Annotated in this window: 16 protein-coding genes and 1 pseudogene; 10 read left to right on the top strand and 7 right to left on the bottom strand. The window is 40.4% G+C overall.

The genetic code is table 11. From position 1 onward, the window contains the following. Positions 1–64: 64 nt before the first annotated feature. Together BFL01S_RS13265 and BFL01S_RS13260 are read right to left on the bottom strand one after the other, a co-directional pair. Positions 65–949 (bottom strand): DUF4030 domain-containing protein, encoded by an 885-nt coding sequence (locus tag BFL01S_RS13265; protein WP_061785952.1) that lies wholly within the window; start codon positions 947–949, stop codon positions 65–67. Next, complete coding sequence (locus tag BFL01S_RS13260) at positions 921–1187, bottom strand: RNA polymerase sigma factor (RefSeq protein ID WP_268873895.1); 267 nt, start codon at positions 1185–1187, stop codon at positions 921–923. Before BFL01S_RS13260 ends, BFL01S_RS13265 begins: the two co-directional genes overlap by 29 nt. Before the next feature lie 313 nt (positions 1188–1500). On the opposite strand from BFL01S_RS13260, the pseudogene BFL01S_RS13255 reads away from it, so the two are divergent. After that, positions 1501–2248, top strand: a pseudogene (locus BFL01S_RS13255) (PLP-dependent transferase). A 74-nt stretch (positions 2249–2322) separates the two neighbouring features. Here the strand turns inward: BFL01S_RS13255 and BFL01S_RS13245 are convergent. Beyond that, positions 2323–2601, bottom strand: coding sequence for a Fur family transcriptional regulator (locus tag BFL01S_RS13245; RefSeq protein ID WP_025909651.1), 279 nt, complete (start codon positions 2599–2601; stop codon positions 2323–2325). Positions 2602–2862: 261 nt separating this feature from the next. Between BFL01S_RS13245 and BFL01S_RS13240 the strand changes: the two genes are divergently transcribed. From BFL01S_RS13240 to BFL01S_RS13210, 7 genes are all read left to right on the top strand, one after another. After that, positions 2863–3558, top strand: coding sequence for a FadR/GntR family transcriptional regulator (locus BFL01S_RS13240; protein WP_061785949.1), 696 nt, complete (start codon positions 2863–2865; stop codon positions 3556–3558). A gap of 36 nt (positions 3559–3594) precedes the next feature. Further along, positions 3595–4917: an FAD-binding oxidoreductase gene (locus BFL01S_RS13235; protein ID WP_061785948.1), complete on the top strand. Its 1323-nt coding sequence runs from the start codon at positions 3595–3597 to the stop codon at positions 4915–4917. A 3-nt stretch (positions 4918–4920) separates the two neighbouring features. Beyond that, positions 4921–6276, top strand: a complete 1356-nt coding sequence (locus BFL01S_RS13230) for a (Fe-S)-binding protein (RefSeq protein WP_061785947.1) — start codon at positions 4921–4923, stop codon at positions 6274–6276. Next, the gene (locus BFL01S_RS13225; protein WP_061785946.1) at positions 6273–7739 is read left to right on the top strand and encodes an FAD-binding oxidoreductase; all 1467 of its coding nucleotides are present in this window, start codon (positions 6273–6275) and stop codon (positions 7737–7739) included. The genes BFL01S_RS13230 and BFL01S_RS13225 overlap by 4 nt, the downstream gene beginning before the upstream one ends. Positions 7740–7760: 21 nt before the next feature. Continuing rightward, positions 7761–9941, top strand: a complete 2181-nt coding sequence (locus BFL01S_RS13220) for a malate synthase G (RefSeq protein WP_061785945.1) — start codon at positions 7761–7763, stop codon at positions 9939–9941. Between the two features lie 24 nt (positions 9942–9965). Continuing rightward, positions 9966–10739, top strand: coding sequence for a fumarylacetoacetate hydrolase family protein (locus BFL01S_RS13215; RefSeq protein WP_061785944.1), 774 nt, complete (start codon positions 9966–9968; stop codon positions 10737–10739). A 244-nt stretch (positions 10740–10983) separates the two neighbouring features. Then, positions 10984–12768: an L-lactate permease gene (locus BFL01S_RS13210; protein WP_061785943.1), complete on the top strand. Its 1785-nt coding sequence runs from the start codon at positions 10984–10986 to the stop codon at positions 12766–12768. A gap of 41 nt (positions 12769–12809) precedes the next feature. On the opposite strand, the gene BFL01S_RS13205 is transcribed toward BFL01S_RS13210, so the two are convergent. The 3 genes from BFL01S_RS13205 to BFL01S_RS13195 form a co-directional block, all read right to left on the bottom strand. Further along, a complete protein-coding gene (locus BFL01S_RS13205; RefSeq protein WP_061785942.1) occupies positions 12810–13616 on the bottom strand; it encodes a glycerophosphodiester phosphodiesterase in 807 nt (268 codons plus the stop codon). A gap of 159 nt (positions 13617–13775) precedes the next feature. Beyond that, a complete protein-coding gene (locus BFL01S_RS13200) occupies positions 13776–13973 on the bottom strand; it encodes a YwbE family protein (RefSeq protein WP_025909675.1) in 198 nt (65 codons plus the stop codon). Between the two features lie 35 nt (positions 13974–14008). After that, complete coding sequence (locus BFL01S_RS13195) at positions 14009–14356, bottom strand: winged helix-turn-helix transcriptional regulator (RefSeq protein ID WP_025909676.1); 348 nt, start codon at positions 14354–14356, stop codon at positions 14009–14011. Positions 14357–14669: 313 nt separating this feature from the next. Between BFL01S_RS13195 and BFL01S_RS13190 the strand changes: the two genes are divergently transcribed. Beyond that, positions 14670–15863 (top strand): MFS transporter, encoded by a 1194-nt coding sequence (locus tag BFL01S_RS13190; protein ID WP_061785941.1) that lies wholly within the window; start codon positions 14670–14672, stop codon positions 15861–15863. A gap of 49 nt (positions 15864–15912) precedes the next feature. Here the strand turns inward: BFL01S_RS13190 and BFL01S_RS13185 are convergent, their stop codons facing one another. Next, complete coding sequence (locus BFL01S_RS13185) at positions 15913–16431, bottom strand: cupin domain-containing protein (protein ID WP_061785940.1); 519 nt, start codon at positions 16429–16431, stop codon at positions 15913–15915. Between the two features lie 484 nt (positions 16432–16915). Here BFL01S_RS13185 and BFL01S_RS13180 point away from each other — a divergent pair, with 484 nt between their 5' ends. Next, positions 16916–17959, top strand: coding sequence for a DUF5105 domain-containing protein (locus tag BFL01S_RS13180; RefSeq protein ID WP_061785939.1), 1044 nt, complete (start codon positions 16916–16918; stop codon positions 17957–17959). Positions 17960–17982: the final 23 nt, after the last annotated feature.

The following is a 17982-nucleotide window of genomic DNA, read 5'->3' as shown; positions in this document are numbered from 1 at the left end:
AACTGTATTAACCTGTAAAAGAGTAGACACAAAAAAGCACCTAAAATAGGTGCTTTTTATGAAACTAGTTTAACCTTTCCCCAGCTTCATTTTGAATAATAACTTCATATGAATCACCTTGAAGTTGTTTCTTCATCTTATCTGATTCTAAAAATTCCTCTACAACTTTTTCTAGTTCTTTTGCAAATAGCTGCGGTTCTTCTTGACGAGATATTGTAATGTTTAGGTGCGGAGATGGGTTAACTGAATAACCAATTCCAACGACTTCATATTTCTTTTTGCTTAGTAAACCATCCCCTATTGTGGTAACGATTGTTCCCCAGCGTCCGCCTTGTTCGCGTTTTGGTCCGTTTACTTTTGTAAATGTAATGTCCGTGTTTGCTTGATCATATTTCTTTAAAATTTGTTGCGCTTCTTTTTTTATAGCGTCTGTTCTTGTTTCTGTATCCGCTATTTCCAGGTCAATAGAATAGCTATCGTGATTATCTTTATCAACATGAGTAGTAATTCCAATCGTTACTAAATGGTATCCTTTAGCTTTCAATGTTCGTTGTATGTCATCCATGATTTTGCCGTCTGGATAAACAGTTCCTACACTGCTTACTTTATAGTTTTGTTTCTCTAAGGTATCAAAGATTATATCTGTAATTGGTTCAGGTTCAAAAAGCTTTCCAAGGTAAGGGATTTTAGAAGCTACCTGAGCCATGGCAGGTGAGACAAAGGTTGAACCAATAAACAAAGCTGCTAGTAGACATGTGGCTAAGCTTGTATAAAGCAGCTTCTTTTGAAACGGTTTCTTTCGGACAGGTGAATGAATTCTTGTAGCTCTTTGGTCAATTTCCACCATAATATTTTGCTTCATTCTTTTCCTCGTTGATTCGCTCAGCGAAAAGCTTGCATCTAACTCTTTGAAAATATGTTTATTGCGTTTGTCTTGGTTTGCTGTCATATTCATAATCTCCCTTCAGAAGCTGTCGTTCTAAGCCGTGCAGTGCCCGAAATAAAGTAGACTTCACTTTGCTTTCTGACCAGTTTAGAATGTCCACTGTTTCTTGAAAAGCATCGATATGAACGTATGCTTTTACAAAGGTTTCTTCGGTTAAATCTTCTGCTTGCTGGTAGTCTTTAATCATCATAAAGATAAACTTAAAGACTGCTTCACCGTACTGATCGTACCAGAGAGAAATCTGTTTTTTGGTAAATCGACCAAGTGATTGACGCTCCTTTTTGTTAAAATCTATTGTTTAGAAGAAAGAGTTAGAGAAAAGTTGTGGTTTATATCTATTTTTATCAATAAAAAGTTTAGTTGATTGCTAATAAAAATAAAACTTGGTATATCAGTTTAAGCTGATTTATTGTAGCAAATCATTCAATTCATTTTTGTGAACTAAAAAATGGTATAGAAAAAATAATTTGCCTTGTTGTAAAAATAAAAAGGATTTTGTGCATTTATATAAAAGAATGTTCTTATGTTAAAACCAAGACAAGGGAGAAAGCATTATGACACAAAAAAGAGAATTGAAGCCTGAAACAGTAGCTATTCACGGAGGGCAGGAAGTTGATCCGACGACGTTATCAAGAACAGTCCCAATTTACCAAACGTCTTCGTATGTGTTTCATGATAGTGAACACGCAGCAAGTTTGTTCAGCTTACAGAGTGAAGGAAATATTTACAGCCGCATTATGAATCCAACTACGGACGTGTTTGAAAAGCGAATAGCGCTACTGGAAAAAGGAACGGGAGCGCTCGCGGTAGCATCCGGTCAGTCGGCAATTACGTTTTCAATCTTAAACATTGCGTCAGCGGGCGATGAAATTGTGTCGTCATCCAGTATTTACGGAGGAACGTACAATCTATTCGCCCATACGTTAGGGAAGCTTGGCATCAAGGTGCATTTTGTAGATGCTAGTGACGCTAGCAATTTTGAGCATGCCATTACGGATAAAACAAAAGCCATTTTCGCAGAAACAATCGGTGGTGTCATTGTGGATAGCGGCAAGTTTGATTGGAAAAAAAGCGGGTCAAAAGCTTATTGATTCGGTTCAGCTATTTTCTCATTTAGCGAACGTAGGAGATTCCAAGTCATTAATTATTCATCCAGCGAGTACGACGCATCAACAGCTAACACTTGAAGAACAGATAGCAAGCGGGGTAACGCCAGGGTTAATTCGTTTATCAATTGGAACGGAAGCGATTGACGACATTATTGATGACCTTAAGCAAGCGATAGAATTAAGCCAAGAATAATAAGAAAAAGAGCAAAAGTGTTCATGGTTGCGAACCCTTTTGCTCTTTGTATTGAGTAAATGTAGTAACTTCTCTCAGTAGTAAACAGGAGAGTCAACTATATTCAATGAAAATGTCTTTGTTGTTTCATCTTCTCTACAGTTTAAGAATCCTAACTCTACAAATAAAGATAAGTTCTTATAAACCGTATCGAAGCTGATTCTTTTATTTGTATTCTTCAAGTGATCAATAACTTGCTGAGCAGACAGCTCGGCATCTTGGCGGTCACAAAAAAAAGAGATTAAGACGCGTCTTTGGTTTGTTATGTGATAACCGTTCTGTTTTAAAAAAAGTAAATATTCGTCTGTTGACATGGTTTATATACTCCTTGAAAATTTTTAGTCATTCAAATCTGTTGTGGAGGACATAAAGGTAAGTAGTTTAATGATTGTTGGGATTATAGGTTTGTATTATTTTATATCCTTCAGTGTCCGTTTTTGATGTTGCAAATCGGTATGCTAATTTTATTTTTTGTAAATTTTTTTAAAAAAAGATTGAAATCAAAAACTGAAGGTGCTTTAATAAATGTAAGCGATAACATATCACATATGTGATAACTGAAAGGTGGTGTTATTGTGAACGTAGAACGAATCGCTCGAAAGAAAATCTCAGAATCAATTGAAGAGCAAATTGAAGGCATGATTGCTTCGGGTCAGTTTAAGCCTGGAGAGAAGCTTCCTTCAGTCAGAGAGCTGTGCACGTTATTTGGCGTGGGGCGTTCATCTGTACGCGATGCCATTACCGCACTCAAAGGTAAAGGAATTGTGGATGTAAAGCAGGGAGAAGGCACGTTTATTTGTCAGTTTGATTCATCAAGAATGTTTCAATATACCATGCTTTTACCGAGCGAAGAGGATGTTCGAGAACTATTTCAAGTCCGAAAAATGCTGGAGCCGGGCATTGCTGAAATGGCTGCCAAGAATCGCTCTCCAGAAGATTTAAAGAAATTAAAACTAGCGCTTTCCAAAACATTTGAAAATGACTGGGAAGCCGATTACCACTTCCATCAAGTGATTGTCCATGCAGCAGGCAATAAAATGCTAACTCAATTCATCCAGTTTATTTCCACGAAGATGCAAAAAGCAATGATTGATTTTTATCAGTACATTCAACCACACGAAGCCTTTTTAAAAGAAATTGCGTCACACCACTATCACATCTATGAATCCATTAAACAATCAAATTCAAAAGATGCCTACATACACATGCTGAATCATTTAGAACTTGTTGAAAATATTCTACAAACAAGCTTAACGCGCATCCAGCGCTAATGCTTCATAAAAATTGAATTTCGATGGGGGAGTTTGATGATTGCAGAACGACTTTTTTCTGACCTTCAAGCGCTTTTTTCTACTGAGCAAGTGCAGGAAACAGCAGTAGCACATCCGCTTGGAAATGGAGGGGAGGTTACGGTTTACCCGACTTCTGAAGCCGAAATTGCAGCTGTTTTAACGTATGCGAATCAAAATGGATATACGGTATCCATCATGGGTGCAGGTACGAAGCGAGGGTTCGGCGGTTTAGTTCAATCTGCTGATATCTTGCTATCTCTTTCTCGCTATAAGGGAATTGTGGAGCATGTACCGGGCGACATGACGGTTACGGTGAAAGCAGGTACATCGTTTAAGGAGTTACAAGATCATTTAGCCACATACGGTCAGCAGCTTTCGTTAGATCCATCTTGGCCCGAAACAGCAACAATTGGTGGTATTGTAGCAGCCAATGACAGCGGTCCTAAACGCCTTGGATATGGATCTTGTCGAGATGTTGTCATTGGCATGACGCTTGTGTATGCTGACGGACAAATCATTCGTTCTGGCGGAAAAGTCGTCAAAAACGTAGCCGGCTACGATATGAATAAGCTCTTCATTGGTTCAATGGGGACGCTTGCTGTTATGTCTGAAATTACGCTAAAGCTTCGTCCGCTTCCAAAGTGCCAATCACTCGTCGTTATCGCGTTTCCAGAGGCATCTTTAATTGATATCAGGTCCTTAGCGACTCAGATCCTGGATTCCATGCTAGAGCCCGTATCCTTACAACTCATGAGTCCTTCTTTGAGTAGGGAGCTAGTTGGAGAAGAAGCTTACTGTTTAGCCATTGCGCTGGAGGATGTTGAGAGCTCTGTTCGCTATCAAGAAAAAGCAATTCAAGGGCTGGGAAGCTCACAAGCAGTTGTTTCCATCAAATCGGAAGAGGAGCGAATTCACTTTTGGCACCAGCTTTACAGAATGGGTGTCAATGGAGCTTCTTTTATAGATGGGGACTCTCTAACAGCCGTTTTAAAGGTAGGAGTGAAAAATCTCGATGCCCTCAAGGTAGTAGAAAGCGCATATTTGCTTACGAATCGATATGATGTCCGCATTCGGGCACATGGGGGAATCGGTCACGGTCTTTGTCAAATCGAAATTAGTGGGGGCTCTAAAGACATTCTAGGAGCAATTGTTGATATGCGTAAGCAAGCTCATGAACTAAAAGGATATGTAGTCGTTACGCACGCACCGCTTGTATTTCGTCAGCAGCTCAACGTCTGGGGAGAAAAGCCATCTCACTTCTTTTTATACGAAGGAATTAAATCAAGGATAGACCCGAACAAAATGTTAAATCATAAGCGATTTGTGGGAGGGATTTGATTTATGAGTGGAGAGGTTATAAACGAGCCGGCCTGTACAGCAAGTAGCCTAACAAACTACTTATGGAAAGATAAGCCTGACCCAATGAAATGGGCTGATTGTGTGCACTGTGGCATGTGCTTGGAATCGTGCCCAACCTATGAAATAACGGGTCAAGAGCAGCATTCACCAAGAGGGCGCGTTCATCTCATTAAGTCCGTAGCTGAAGGGAAGCTTGAAGTAAACGAACAGCTAATTGAGCCAGTTTTTGATTGCTTAGACTGCAGAGCCTGTACGACAGCTTGTCCAGCCGATGTGGATGTCGGTGGGTTGATTGAAGAAGCGCGCGGTCAAATCCGTCAAGCGATGCCGCTTACCGGTGTGAAAGGAACTGTAAACGAGTTCTTTTTAAAAGGATTATTCCCATACCAGCGACGTCTTGAATCCGTCGGCTCACTGCTGAAGTTTTATCAAAAAAGCGGGCTGCAAAAAGCTGTGCGAAAAACGGGACTTATGAGCGTGATGCCAAAGCATTTAGCTGAAATGGAAGCAGTTATGCCAGATATTAAAAAGCCTGTACAAAAGAAATATAAGAAGCAAACAACGATTCCTGCAAAAAATGAAGCGAAAGCAAACGTGGCTTTTTTAACTGGGTGCGTCATGGACGTGATGTTCAGCGATATTAATGATGCTACTATTCAAGTATTAACCCGCAACGGAAACAACGTGACGATTCCAAAAAAACAAACGTGCTGCGGTGCTTTGCATGTGCATGCCGGCGACCGAGACACGGGAAGGAAGCTTGCAAAACAAAACATTGAAGCATTTGAAAATGAGGAAACTATCGTTGTAAATGCAGCGGGATGCGGGTGTATGCTGCAAGAATATCCCGAGCTGTTTCGAGAAGAGGAAACGGAATGGTACGACAGAGCCAAAGCATTTTCCAGAAAAGTCCAAGATATTTCAAAATACTTATACGATACGGGCTATGAAAAACCGAAAGCGTCTTTACACACAACGATTACCTATCATGATGCTTGCCATCTTGCGCATGGTCAAGGCGTGAGAAAAGAGCCGCGCGATTTACTTCTTAATATACCGGGAGTGGAAATGGTGCATATGCCAAATGCTGATCGGTGCTGTGGTAGCGCGGGGATTTATAATATGACCAATCCAGAAATGGCAGGTGAAATCTTAAAAAGCAAAATGGAAAGCGTGCCGGAAGATGCAGAGTTAATTTCAATGGGGAATCCTGGCTGCATGCTCCAAATGGCCATGGGTGTAAAAAAATACGGTCGCAGCCAAAAGGTTGTCCATACGGTTCAGCTGCTGCAGTGGGCGTATGAAAAAGAAGATGAAGAAAAGGGGTATCGCTCATGAAGAAGAAAAAAATTCGTTCAAATGATGCGCATATCTTAGCGCTAGCTGCTCTCATGGAAGGCAGTGGGTCGATCTTATATGAAGAAGCTGATTTGCTCGCTTATGACTGTGACGGGTTTACCGTTCACCGCAAACTGCCACGAGCGGTGGTGTTTCCAAAAGATGCTGAAGAAGTAGCAAAAGTTGTGCGCTACTGTGCGAAGCATAACCTTCCGTTTTTAGCTAGAGGAGCTGGCACAGGGCTAAGCGGTGGAGCTATTCCTCTCAACAATGAAGTGATCATTAGCCTTGTTCGAATGAAGCGCTTGGTGAGCGTGGATCTTGAAAACCGGCAAGCAGTTGTTGAGCCCGGCTTCATTAATTTAAAGCTCACAAACTCAATTGCAGATAAGGGCTATTATTATGCTCCCGATCCATCAAGTCAATACTGTTGTACAATCGGAGGCAACGTTGCGGAAAACGCAGGCGGCGCTCATTGTTTAAAGTATGGAGTCACAACAAACCATATTTTAGCGCTTGAAGTGGTATTGCCGAATGGTGAAATTATCACTATTGGTGGAGAAGGCATCCTGGATACGCCAGGCTATGACCTTCTTGGGCTTTTGACAGGATCTGAAGGGACGCTTGGAATCGTAACAAAAATTACGGTTCGTATTTTGAAAAATCCTGAAGCCAAGCAGACGGTGCTAGCGTATTTTGACCATGTTTCAGATGGAAGCCAAGCCGTGTCTGACATCATTTCAGCAGGTATTGTTCCGGCGGCTCTTGAAATGATGGATAAAATTGCGATTGAAGGCGTAGAAGCAGCTGCTTTTCCAGTAGGACATCCAAAAGATATTGAAGCGGTGTTGCTTATTGAAGTTGATGGAATCTCAGCAGGTATTGAGGAACAAATTGAAGAAATTCTTGCCGTTTGCCGACGGCATCATGTCAGAGAAGTAAAGGTTGCAAAAGATGAGCAAGAACGAGCGAGCTGGTGGGCAAACCGGAAAACGGGCTTTGGAGCAATGGGAGCCATCTCGCCGGATTATCTAGTGCAAGACGGCGTCATTCCGAGAAGCAAACTGCCAGAAGTGCTGGAGCGGATCAACGAAATTAGCAAGCGATATGAGTTAAGAATTGCGAATATTTTTCATGCTGGTGACGGTAATCTACATCCGCTCATTCTATTCGATATGGCAAAGCTGGGAGAAACAGACAGAGCGTTAAAAGCAGGCAGTGAGTGCTTACAGGTTTGTGCAGATGTTGGCGGAACCATTACAGGAGAACACGGTGTGGGTATCGAAAAGAAAGAGGAAATGAAATTTGTCTTTACGGATGAAGAAATTTTGGCTCAAACAAACATTCGTGAAGTGTTTAACCCAGAAAATTTACTAAATGCGGGTAAACTGTTTCCAAGTCCAAGTCGCTGCGCTGAAGTTAAGCGTGATTTAAAGGGTAAGCAAACAGTTGCACGTCCGTAATCATTAAAAGGAGGAAGTAAAATGGTAGCTTATAAGCAAATTGGAAAACTTCAAGTAGCACCTGTTTTGTACAATTTTATTAATGAAGAAGCTCTTCCGGAGACTGGACTACAAGAGGAGGCGTTTTGGGCAGGATTCGAACAACTTATTCATGAGCTAACACCGGAAAATAAAGCACTGCTTGCTAAACGTGATGAACTGCAAGCCAAATTAAATCGATGGTATCGTGAAAATCGTGATTCCTTTGACTTTGAAGCATACAAAGCATTTCTTACGAGCATTGGCTATTTAGAAGCAGACGTAGCTGACTTTCAAATTTCAACAGCTAACGTAGACGATGAAATTGCGCTTCAAGCTGGACCACAGCTTGTTGTACCAGTTAATAATGCCCGCTACGCAATTAACGCGGCGAATGCTCGCTGGGGTAGCTTATACGATGCGCTTTACGGAACGGATGCGATTAGCTCCGAAAATGGAGCTGGAGTTCAAAGTCAGTATAATCCGATTCGGGGTGAAAAGGTCATTACGTTTGCAAAATCCTTTTTAAATCATACGATTCCATTAAAAGAAGGCAAACACGAAGACGTTGTGCAGTACGTCGTGACAAATAAGATGGAAGCATTGTTACAGGACGGGACAACAACGGAGCTGAAAGAACCGAGCAAATGGGTTGGCTATCAAGGTGATGGTTCAAACCCGAGTGCCCTGTTATTTAAAAATAACGGGCTGCATTTTGAAATTCAAATTGACCGCCAGGATGCGATTGGAAAAAGCGATGATGCAGGCGTAAAAGATGTGCTGCTTGAATCGGCTGTCACAACTATTATGGACTGTGAAGACTCGGTAGCTGCAGTAGATGCAGAAGACAAAGTAGAAGTGTATCGCAACTGGTTAGGCCTAATGAAAGGTGATTTAAAGGCGACGTTTAAAAAAGGTGCAAAAACAATGACCCGTACGCTAAATGACGATCGTCAGTATGAAACTGCAAACGGAGATACTGTGACGCTTTCCGGACGCTCTTTGATGTTTGTACGAAACGTAGGTCATTTGATGAGCAACAGCGCCATTTTAGACGCCAACGGTGATGAAATTCAAGAAGGTATTTTAGATAGCATAATTACGAGTTTAATTGCAAAGCATACGCTGCTTGGAACTGGTAAGTATCAAAACTCTCAAAAAGGCTCTGTGTATATTGTAAAACCGAAAATGCACGGCTCTGAAGAAGTAGCATTTGCTAATAAGCTGTTTGATCGCGTAGAAGATTTAGTCGGATTGCCACGCCATACTCTTAAGATTGGAGTGATGGACGAAGAGCGCAGAACGTCACTGAACTTAAAAGCGTGCATTGAAAAAGTTAAAAATCGCGTTGCGTTCATTAACACAGGGTTCTTAGACCGCACCGGAGATGAAATACATACATCTATGGAAGCAGGCGTCATGATTCGAAAAAATGATATGAAATCTTCCGTTTGGCTAGCAGGATATGAAAAATCAAATGTACTAACAGGCTTAGCAAGCGGATTCCAAGGAAAAGCGCAAATTGGAAAAGGTATGTGGGCAATGCCAGATTTAATGGCTGAAATGCTGAAACAAAAAGTAGGCCACTTACAAGCAGGAGCAAATACGGCATGGGTTCCATCCCCAACCGCTGCAACGTTACATGCTCTTCATTATCATGAAGTCTCGGTTGTGGATGTTCAAAACCAGCTGGCGAACAATTCTACTAATCTGCGAGATGACATTTTACAGGTACCGCTTGCTAAAGAACCAAATTGGACAAAAGAAGAGGTACAGCAAGAATTAGATAATAACGCACAAGGTATATTGGGCTACGTAGTACGCTGGGTAGATCAAGGAATTGGATGTTCAAAGGTTCCAGACATCAACGACGTAGGCTTAATGGAAGACCGAGCAACGCTTCGTATCTCAAGTCAGCACGTAGCAAACTGGTTACATCACGGAATTTGTACAAAAGAGCAAGTTCTTGCGACGCTACAACGAATGGCGAAAGTCGTGGATAGCCAAAATGCGGGTGACGCTAACTATCAGCCAATGGCACCTCATTATGAAGAGTCTATTGCGTTCCAAGCAGCGTGCGACCTTGTGTTTAAAGGATATGATCAACCAAACGGATACACTGAGCCAATCTTGCATGCGCGCCGCATTGAAGCAAAAGCAAAGCAAGCAATCGAACAAAAATAAGCGAATCAAGGAGCGAGGCTACGTATGAAATTTACACGTTTTGAATCAGAAGGTGTGATTTGCCAAGGAGTAGTAGAAAAAGAAAACATTCGTGAAATAACAGGAGATTTGTTTACGAAATGGGAATACACGGGGCGCACATTTATACGAGAAGATGTGAAGCTGTTAGCACCAATACAGCCAAATCAGATTATTGGCATTGGAGCTAATTACGTGAAAGATGTGAGCGAGCTGCCTGAAAAGCTTCCTGATATTCCGGTATTTTTCTTTAAACCCATTTCATCGGTTATTGGGCCTGGTGAAGATATCATCATTCCAGAAGGAATTGAAGAAGTAAAGTTTGAATCTGAGCTTGCGGTTGTCATTGGAAAAGAAGCAAAAAAACTTTCAGCGTCAAATGTTCGTGAGTATATCTTTGGCTATACGATTGGAAATGACGTCACAGCACCGCAGTTTATTCACCCGGACGGCCACTGGACGGTGGGGAAATCATTTGATACATTCACGCCGCTTGGTCCCTATATTGAAACCGAGCTTGATCTTGCAAACATTCGTGTAAAAGCGACGCTGGATGGCATAGAAAAACAAAATAGCGGTATGGATCTTATCATCATCTCGGTTGAAAAAATGATTGCTTATCTTTCAAATGTGATGACGCTCAAACCAGGAGACGTTATTTTAACAGGTAGTCCAGTAGGAGCGGAATTAGTGGGCGCAGGAAGCATTATTAATTGTCATATTGATGAAATTGGCTCGCTGAAAAATACTTTTAGCAAAGTAAAAGTCAACGTGAATTAATAAGAAAGAATGATTTGAATACAGCTTGGTATCTGCGGTAAACATGCTTGTCTACATGAATAAAACAGGTTCAGGCTGCTTAGGTATTTCGATCACAACAAAAAACAACCTGTTCGAATTGCGACGTAATCGGATTTCGAACAGGTTTTTATTTATGAAAAAAGGTAATAGCTTGACTGAAACCGATATTCTCTCACATAAAATAAACTGTTTTAAACACTTGTTGAAAAGGAGGAAGAAAAGCATGAGTACTGGAATATTAGCACTTCTATCACTTTTACCGATTTTAGCGGTTGGTATTTTTTTAGTAGGGCTGAGATGGCCTGCTAGCAAAGCGATGCCAATTTCTTACTTGGTGGCTGTAGGGTTAGCGTTATTTGTATGGAAGGTGCCTGGCGTAACAATCGCTGCTGCTTCTATTAATGGTTTGGTCGTTGCAGGAACGCTTTTATATATTATTTTTGGTGCAATTTTATTACTGAACACCCTGCAAGAAAGCGGCGGAATTAAAACCATCCGCCAAGGCTTTACGGATATTTCACCGGACCGCCGTATTCAAGTTATTATTATTGCATGGCTATTTGGTTCCTTTATTGAAGGAGCTTCGGGTTTCGGTACGCCGGCTGCGGTTGCGGTTCCGCTGTTAGTAGGCCTAGGCTTTCCTGCCATGGCAGCGGTTATTGCTGGAATGGTTATTCAAAGTACGCCCGTTTCGTTCGGGGCAGTAGGAACACCAATGCTAGTCGGCGTTCAAACAGGATTATCAGCAGATGCAAGCATTACGGATAACTTTCTAGCACTGGTAACTGAAATTGGTGGACAGGTAGCAATTTTACACATGATCGCGGGTACGTTTATTCCACTGTTTGTTGTGGCGCTTATGACAAAGTTCTTTGGGAAGAATAAATCATTTACCGAAGGAATCCGCGTTTGGAAGTTTGCACTCTTTGCTGCGTTTGCAATGACCATTCCATATGTCTTGGTTGCAAACCTACTAGGTCCTGAGTTTCCATCAATGATTGGTGGATTAGTCGGACTTGTCGTTGTTGTCTTTGCTGCTAAAAGAGGATTTTTAATGCCAGCTAAAGAAGAAGCATGGGACTTTGAAGAGAAAAGCAAGTGGGACCCTGAGTGGATAGGCAGTTTAGAAATAAAAGATGTTGCGTATCATAACGGACAAATGAGCATGTTTCGTGCGTGGCTCCCTTATGTATTAGTTGGCGTGTTCTTAGTGGTATCAAGGTTGAAAGCGCTTCCTATTTTAGGGTGGCTACAATCATGGACCGTTTCGTTTCCGAATATATTTGGTTCTGAAGTAAGTGCAAGCTTTCAGCCACTGTATCTTCCGGGAACAATTTTCATCTTAGTATCTCTAATCACTTATTTCCTTCATCATATGAATAAAAAAGCTTATAAAAAGGCGTGGGCACAGTCTGCAAAAACAACGATTGCTGCGTCTACAGCTTTAATTTTTACGGTTCCGATGGTACAGGTTTTTATTAATTCTGGAGGAGGAGAAGCGGGGTTCGATAAAATGCCAATTGAATTAGCAAACGGTGCAGCAGCTTTAGCAGGCGAATATTGGCCGTTGCTTTCAACTTTTATTGGAGGACTTGGTGCATTTATTGCTGGAAGCAACACCGTAAGCAATATGATGTTTTCGTTATTTCAATACGATGTTGGTACCCAAATTGGCGTGAATCCAACTTGGATTGTTGCTTTACAAGCGGTTGGAGGAGCGGCTGGAAACATGATTTGCGTTCATAATGTTGTGGCAGCTTCAGCCGTTGTAGGGCTGGTTGGAAAAGAAGGAGCGGTTATTCGAAAAACGCTGCTGCCGTTTATGTACTATGCGCTTTTATCTGGAGCGGTTGGGTATGCAATCGTATGGTATGCTGAAAAAGGACTAGTAAATATTGGATCAGCAATTGTCGTAGGTGTCTTTTTAGTAGCGGTGTATATAATCAGTACAAATCAACGTCGTACGCAGCTCATCTCTGTTGGGAATAAAACAAAGTTCTTAGACTAATAAAACAAAGCGAAGTGGATAGAATTCCACTTCGCTTTTTGTCATTTTTGAACAAAATCAGGGTAATCAGTAATAATAGCGTCTATATTCATTGATAACAGGAAATCAGCCGTTTGCTGATTACGCACCGTCCAAGAAGAGATCTTCATTCCGTTATTATGTACATTTGTCACTAACTCATTTGTAACAAGTCCGTAATGAGGGTTAAAGTAATCAGCATATGTCGCAAACTGCTGAAGCTTTTCCTCTGTTGTATCTGCTTTAGACCCTGTTAACACGCCAACTGGAACGTTTGGAAGCAGCTCGTCCATCTTTTTCATCGAGTCGAAATTAAATGACTGAACAATGATCTTTTCATTGTTTGGCTTGTCCATGTTGCGTTCTTTTAGCTCACCAGCTATTTTTGCTTCGATGCCTGGATAGAGTTCGGGCGACTTTAATTCAATTAGAATGCCAATTTTGCCGCGGTAGCGATCCAAAATTTCTTCAAATGTTGGAATGGGTTCTCCAGCAAATTCGGTTCCTTTCCAGCTTCCCGCGTCTAATGATTGTAGTTCTTCTAGTGTTAGATCTTTGACTGCACCTGTACCGTTTGTCGTACGGTCGACGGTTACATCGTGAATGACTACAAGCTCGCCATCTTTACTTTGCTGTACGTCAATTTCAATATAATCTGATTTCATTTCGAATGCTTTCTCAAACGCAGCGACCGTATTTTCTGGAGCATATCCAGATGCACCACGATGCGCTACGTTGTCTACGTCATTTTTTGCAGCCGATGCTTGCTGTAAAGGACTTAGCAACAAAGCAAATGAAATCCCAATCCCTGCTAATACTTTTTTATCCATCTCTCCATCTCCCAACTCAAACTGTTTTCATGATTCAGTATAAATTTGGAATATTGATACCGCATGAATCGTACATTGAGATTTGATTACAGGAAGATGAATAAAAATAGATACAAAGTCTTACTTTTATTTACAAATCAGCCAATGTTTCGACAGCTTTTAGACAGAATGAATCTCTTTTACACGCCCTACCTGTCCATCTGTTAGCCGAACTTTAATGCCATGAGGGTGAAACGAAGACTTTGTTAACAAGTCTTTCACAATTCCCTCCGTTAATTTTCCAGTTCGTTGATCAGCTTTCAGAACGATTGATACCTTCGTTCCAGGAGAAATATCATTTCGGTTTTGCCCGCTCATTTCTATCCACTTCACTTTCACGATGTGCTGACGATTTAGTCAACCTGTACAAGCACATCTTCTTTATTTGGGTATGTTTTTTCAATATGATGCTCGCCCCATGCACAAAGAGCATCTAAAATTCCTTTAAGAGACCAGCCATATTCCGTTAGAGAATACTCGACTTTCGGAGGAACTTGGTTATAGACCTCACGTAAAATAATGCCGTCCTCTTCAAGCTCACGAAGCTGCTGAGTTAGCATTTTTTGAGTGATGCCTGGCATCAAGCGCTTTAGTTCTCCGGTTCTTTTCTTTCCTTTAATCAAGTGACATAAAATCACTACTTTCCACTTACCACCAATTACTTCGAGAGAAGCTTCGACTGGAATATTGTAAACTTTCATTACTAAAAGCCTCCTTACGTAACAATGTTCTGTCTATTCGTTTGCATGCCACAAATATTCCTCATGCGTGAACGTTAATCAATTTATTGTTATTGTACCGCTTTACGCCCAAAATAGTCCATTAGGTACTTTTTAGTGCCTATCGTACTTGAAAGTGCGTACTTTTTTTATGGATTGGTATCTTGCATAATGACTAACAGAGCTAGCCAGTCGGCGCTAGCTGCTGACAGAATTGACTCAGGAACTAGAAAGGCGCCTATACTGAGCTCAACATAAAATAAAAAAGATAAGAAATGATTAAGGAGGAAAAATAATGAGTTCACTTTCACATACAAAAACAAATGAGAAAGGCGGTACCTTTGCATTATTAGCGTTAGCCATCAGTGCATTTGGTATTGGAACAACTGAATTTGTGCCAGTTGGTTTATTATCTAGTATATCGAATGATTTATCTATTTCAATTACGCTAGCAGGATTATTGATTTCAGGCTATGCGATTGGTGTATCAATCGGCGCACCAGTTTTAACGGCTTTAACCAATAAAATGAATCGAAAAACATTATTAATGGCACTCATGGTGGTATTTATTATTGGTAATGCAGCAGCAGCAGTTTCTACAAGCTTCACGTTATTGCTTGTTGCCCGCTTCATTACGGCTTTTTCACACGGAATATTCTTTTCAATTGGGTCAACAATTGCAGCAGATCTTGTACCACAGCATAAGAGGGCGAGCGCTATTGCGTTTATGTTTACAGGGTTAACCGTTGCAACCGTAACAGGTGTTCCGCTTGGTACGTTTATTGGTCAAACATTTGGCTGGAGAGCAACCTTTGGAGCAGTGGCTTTACTTGGAGTGGTTGGAATTATTGCAAGCGCAATTTTAATTCCGAATAACTTAAAAGAAGCACCGCCTACGTCGTTTAAAGAACAGGTCAAGATTTTAACAAATGGTCCACTTTTATTAGCATTTGCTATTACGGCCCTAGGGTACGGAGGTACGTTCGTTGCATTCACTTATTTAACACCTCTTTTAGAAAATGTAACAGGCTTTAGTGCTAAATGGGTAAGTATCATCTTGCTGGTCTATGGTGTTGCAGTGGCAATTGGTAACACTGTAGGTGGAAAAGCAGCGAATAAATCACCGCTTAAAGCACTGTTTTGGATGTTTATTTTCCAAGCTGTTGTCTTAGTTGCTTTAAGCTTTACGGCACCGTTTAAGATAGTTGGCTTAATTACGATTTTCTTAATGGGGCTGTTCGCTTTCATGAACGTTCCGGGCTTACAAATTTTAGTGGTAAACTTAGCAGAAAAGTATGTTCCATCTGCTGTGAACGTGGCATCAGCGCTTAATATCGCTGCATTTAACATCGGAATTGCAATCGGTGCATTTGTAGGTGGGCTTATTGTGGATTCAATCGGCATTATTCATACGCCGTGGATTGGTGGAGTAATGGTGATTGGAGCTGTTTTACTCACTGCATGGAGTGCACGAATAGAAAAGGTGTAAGGTAAATGAAAATGGAAGGCTTAAACGGCCTTCCATTTTTTTGCATGTATTATTGCTGCCAAAAAGAAAGTAAGGGTCCATCCTCTCCGTAGATTGGATCTGTTTTCGGAAGAGGCACATTCTTTATTTGTTTGACAGCTTCTGCATGTTCGTTAGAATTACCGGTCTTTAAATTATAGTTGCTTCCATCAGGATACGCGCCAACTACTTGGAAATCAGCCGTTGATTGAAGGTGCTTATGTCCCGTACCTGCAGGCAGTACAATTACATCTCCAGCGTGTACAACAATATTTTCACCTTTGGGACCACCTAGCTGTAAGCGAGCACAGCCTCGTATAATACCGAGAACCTCATGTGTGTTGCTGTGGTAGTGATGAAAATCATAAATGCCATTTACCCAGCTATTTTTCCAGTTGTGATTATGAAAGATAGTTTCCATTTTATCCTTACGATCAATTAATGCATGTTCATAGAGTAAAACAGGAAGGGAAGGGTGGTTGGGAATAACCCCATCATCATCAAAAAACAAAACTTTTACATCTGACACAATCTCTCCTCCTCCAAACATCGTATTTTCTTAACATTCCCTCTTCGTAAAAGAAATAAACTAACGTTGGATTATCTGTAAAAAAATGAAATATAACTAAAACTAAATTCCTAAAAGAGGCTAAGCGGTTCATTTGAACTATAAGTCTGTTCCTTGATAAGAAACAAGCTTAAAATACAACGCCAAAAAAAGGAATGTATATGGTAAATATTATCATGGTAGGTTTTGTAATGGAAAGAGTGTATTTTTAAATAACTGAGAAGTAGGTAGATTAATGGGACAATATGAGTCGAAATACTTACAAAAATATCCTGGTAATTTAATGACTTATGGAAGATTGAAGATGTTTAAGGATTTCCTTATGATGGTAAAGGAGAATTAAGTAATGAACTTTATCAAATAACTGTAAAAAAGTAATTCGAAATAAGTGATTGTGAATATAGAGATTATGAAATTAGTCGATGATAGAGTTCATGAAAACATAAAGAGAAACGGAGAGGATTACGTGAAAAAAGCAGCAGGTTTAGTCTTAATTGGGGCTCTTTCACTGGGCTTAGCAGCGTGTGGATCAAGTGAAGAAGGAGAAGGAGCAGGTGCAAACAAGTCGTTTGAAGCAAAAATTGATGGTGCACAGTACATATTAGTATCGGAGCAAGACGGTGGCGTGAGCGGAGATGAGGCCTTACTTGCGGTGGAGTTAGAAGTAAAGAATACGTCTAAGGATGCCATTTCATTGTCTAGCAATGATGTCAGCCTTTACGATGGTGACGAACAATTAGAACCTAATACAGACGTATACAGCGATGAAATTGAAACGTCCATGCGATCTGGAAAGATTGCGTCTGATAAGTCCAAAAAACTTACGTATCTTTTTAACGTAGAAAAAGATAAAGAGTATGAAATTGGTCTTCAGCCAATTAGTGAAGACTACGATAATAAGATTGAAGAAGTAAAGTTAAAATTAGATACAGCAAAATATGAGAAAAGCTTAAAAAACTTAGAAACTCCTGAAAAAGCATTGACAGCCTATATTGACGTGTTGTTCTTAGGGAAAGAAAATGAAGACTTCGATAAATATGTAGTAGCAGATAAGGAAGAGGTTGAAAAGTCTGCTAATAAAGCATTCCGTGAATCAATTAATAAAGTGTTTTCAAATGATTTAACAGAAGAAGGTGCGTCTAATTTATATAAAATGTATAAAGACGAGTTGAATTCAAAAGCGACGTTTGAAGCTAAAACGATTGAAAATGTTAATGGAAAAGCAGTTGTAGAAGTGAATTATTCCGGTATCGGCGTATATAACTTATATAATACAGTTTCTGATTATAAACGCGCTTATTATCAAGAAACAAATGAATATGATTCGAAAAAACAAGAAGCTTATGCAATTTCAAAATTCAAAGACATTCTAGGTGGGGCAGAGCTTAAAGAAAGCAACTATCCATTAGAAATTGAAATGGTTGAAAAAGACGGAAAATGGGAAGTTAAGCCAAAAGATAAATATAGCGATACAGTTGAAAAAGCATTCGCTGCGGGTGACATTAACTAAAGATGTAAGCCTAGAAAGAGTTT

The organism is Priestia flexa NBRC 15715, from assembly GCF_001591565.1.
GTDB classification, from domain to species: Bacteria; Bacillota; Bacilli; order Bacillales; family Bacillaceae_H; genus Priestia; species Priestia flexa.
Note: the sequence above shows the minus strand (reverse complement) of the source record. Positions and strands in the feature narration are given on the sequence as shown.

Bases quoted from the DNA above. Each gene is read 5' to 3' on its own strand.
- BFL01S_RS13230 (WP_061785947.1), top strand. From the start codon at position 4,921: ATGAGTGGAGAGGTTATAAACGAGCCGGCCTGTACAGCAAGTAGCCTA.
- BFL01S_RS13210 (WP_061785943.1), top strand. From the start codon at position 10,984: ATGAGTACTGGAATATTAGCACTTCTATCACTTTTACCGATTTTAGCG.
- BFL01S_RS13225 (WP_061785946.1), top strand. From the start codon at position 6,273: ATGAAGAAGAAAAAAATTCGTTCAAATGATGCGCATATCTTAGCGCTA.
- BFL01S_RS13235 (WP_061785948.1), top strand. From the start codon at position 3,595: ATGATTGCAGAACGACTTTTTTCTGACCTTCAAGCGCTTTTTTCTACT.
- BFL01S_RS13190 (WP_061785941.1), top strand. From the start codon at position 14,670: ATGAGTTCACTTTCACATACAAAAACAAATGAGAAAGGCGGTACCTTT.
- BFL01S_RS13205 (WP_061785942.1), bottom strand. From the start codon at position 13,616: ATGGATAAAAAAGTATTAGCAGGGATTGGGATTTCATTTGCTTTGTTG.
- BFL01S_RS13195 (WP_025909676.1), bottom strand. From the start codon at position 14,356: ATGAAAGTTTACAATATTCCAGTCGAAGCTTCTCTCGAAGTAATTGGT.
- BFL01S_RS13215 (WP_061785944.1), top strand. From the start codon at position 9,966: ATGAAATTTACACGTTTTGAATCAGAAGGTGTGATTTGCCAAGGAGTA.
- BFL01S_RS13265 (WP_061785952.1), bottom strand. From the start codon at position 949: ATGACAGCAAACCAAGACAAACGCAATAAACATATTTTCAAAGAGTTA.
- BFL01S_RS13220 (WP_061785945.1), top strand. From the start codon at position 7,761: ATGGTAGCTTATAAGCAAATTGGAAAACTTCAAGTAGCACCTGTTTTG.
- BFL01S_RS13245 (WP_025909651.1), bottom strand. From the start codon at position 2,601: ATGTCAACAGACGAATATTTACTTTTTTTAAAACAGAACGGTTATCAC.
- BFL01S_RS13200 (WP_025909675.1), bottom strand. From the start codon at position 13,973: ATGAGCGGGCAAAACCGAAATGATATTTCTCCTGGAACGAAGGTATCA.
- BFL01S_RS13185 (WP_061785940.1), bottom strand. From the start codon at position 16,431: ATGTTTGGAGGAGGAGAGATTGTGTCAGATGTAAAAGTTTTGTTTTTT.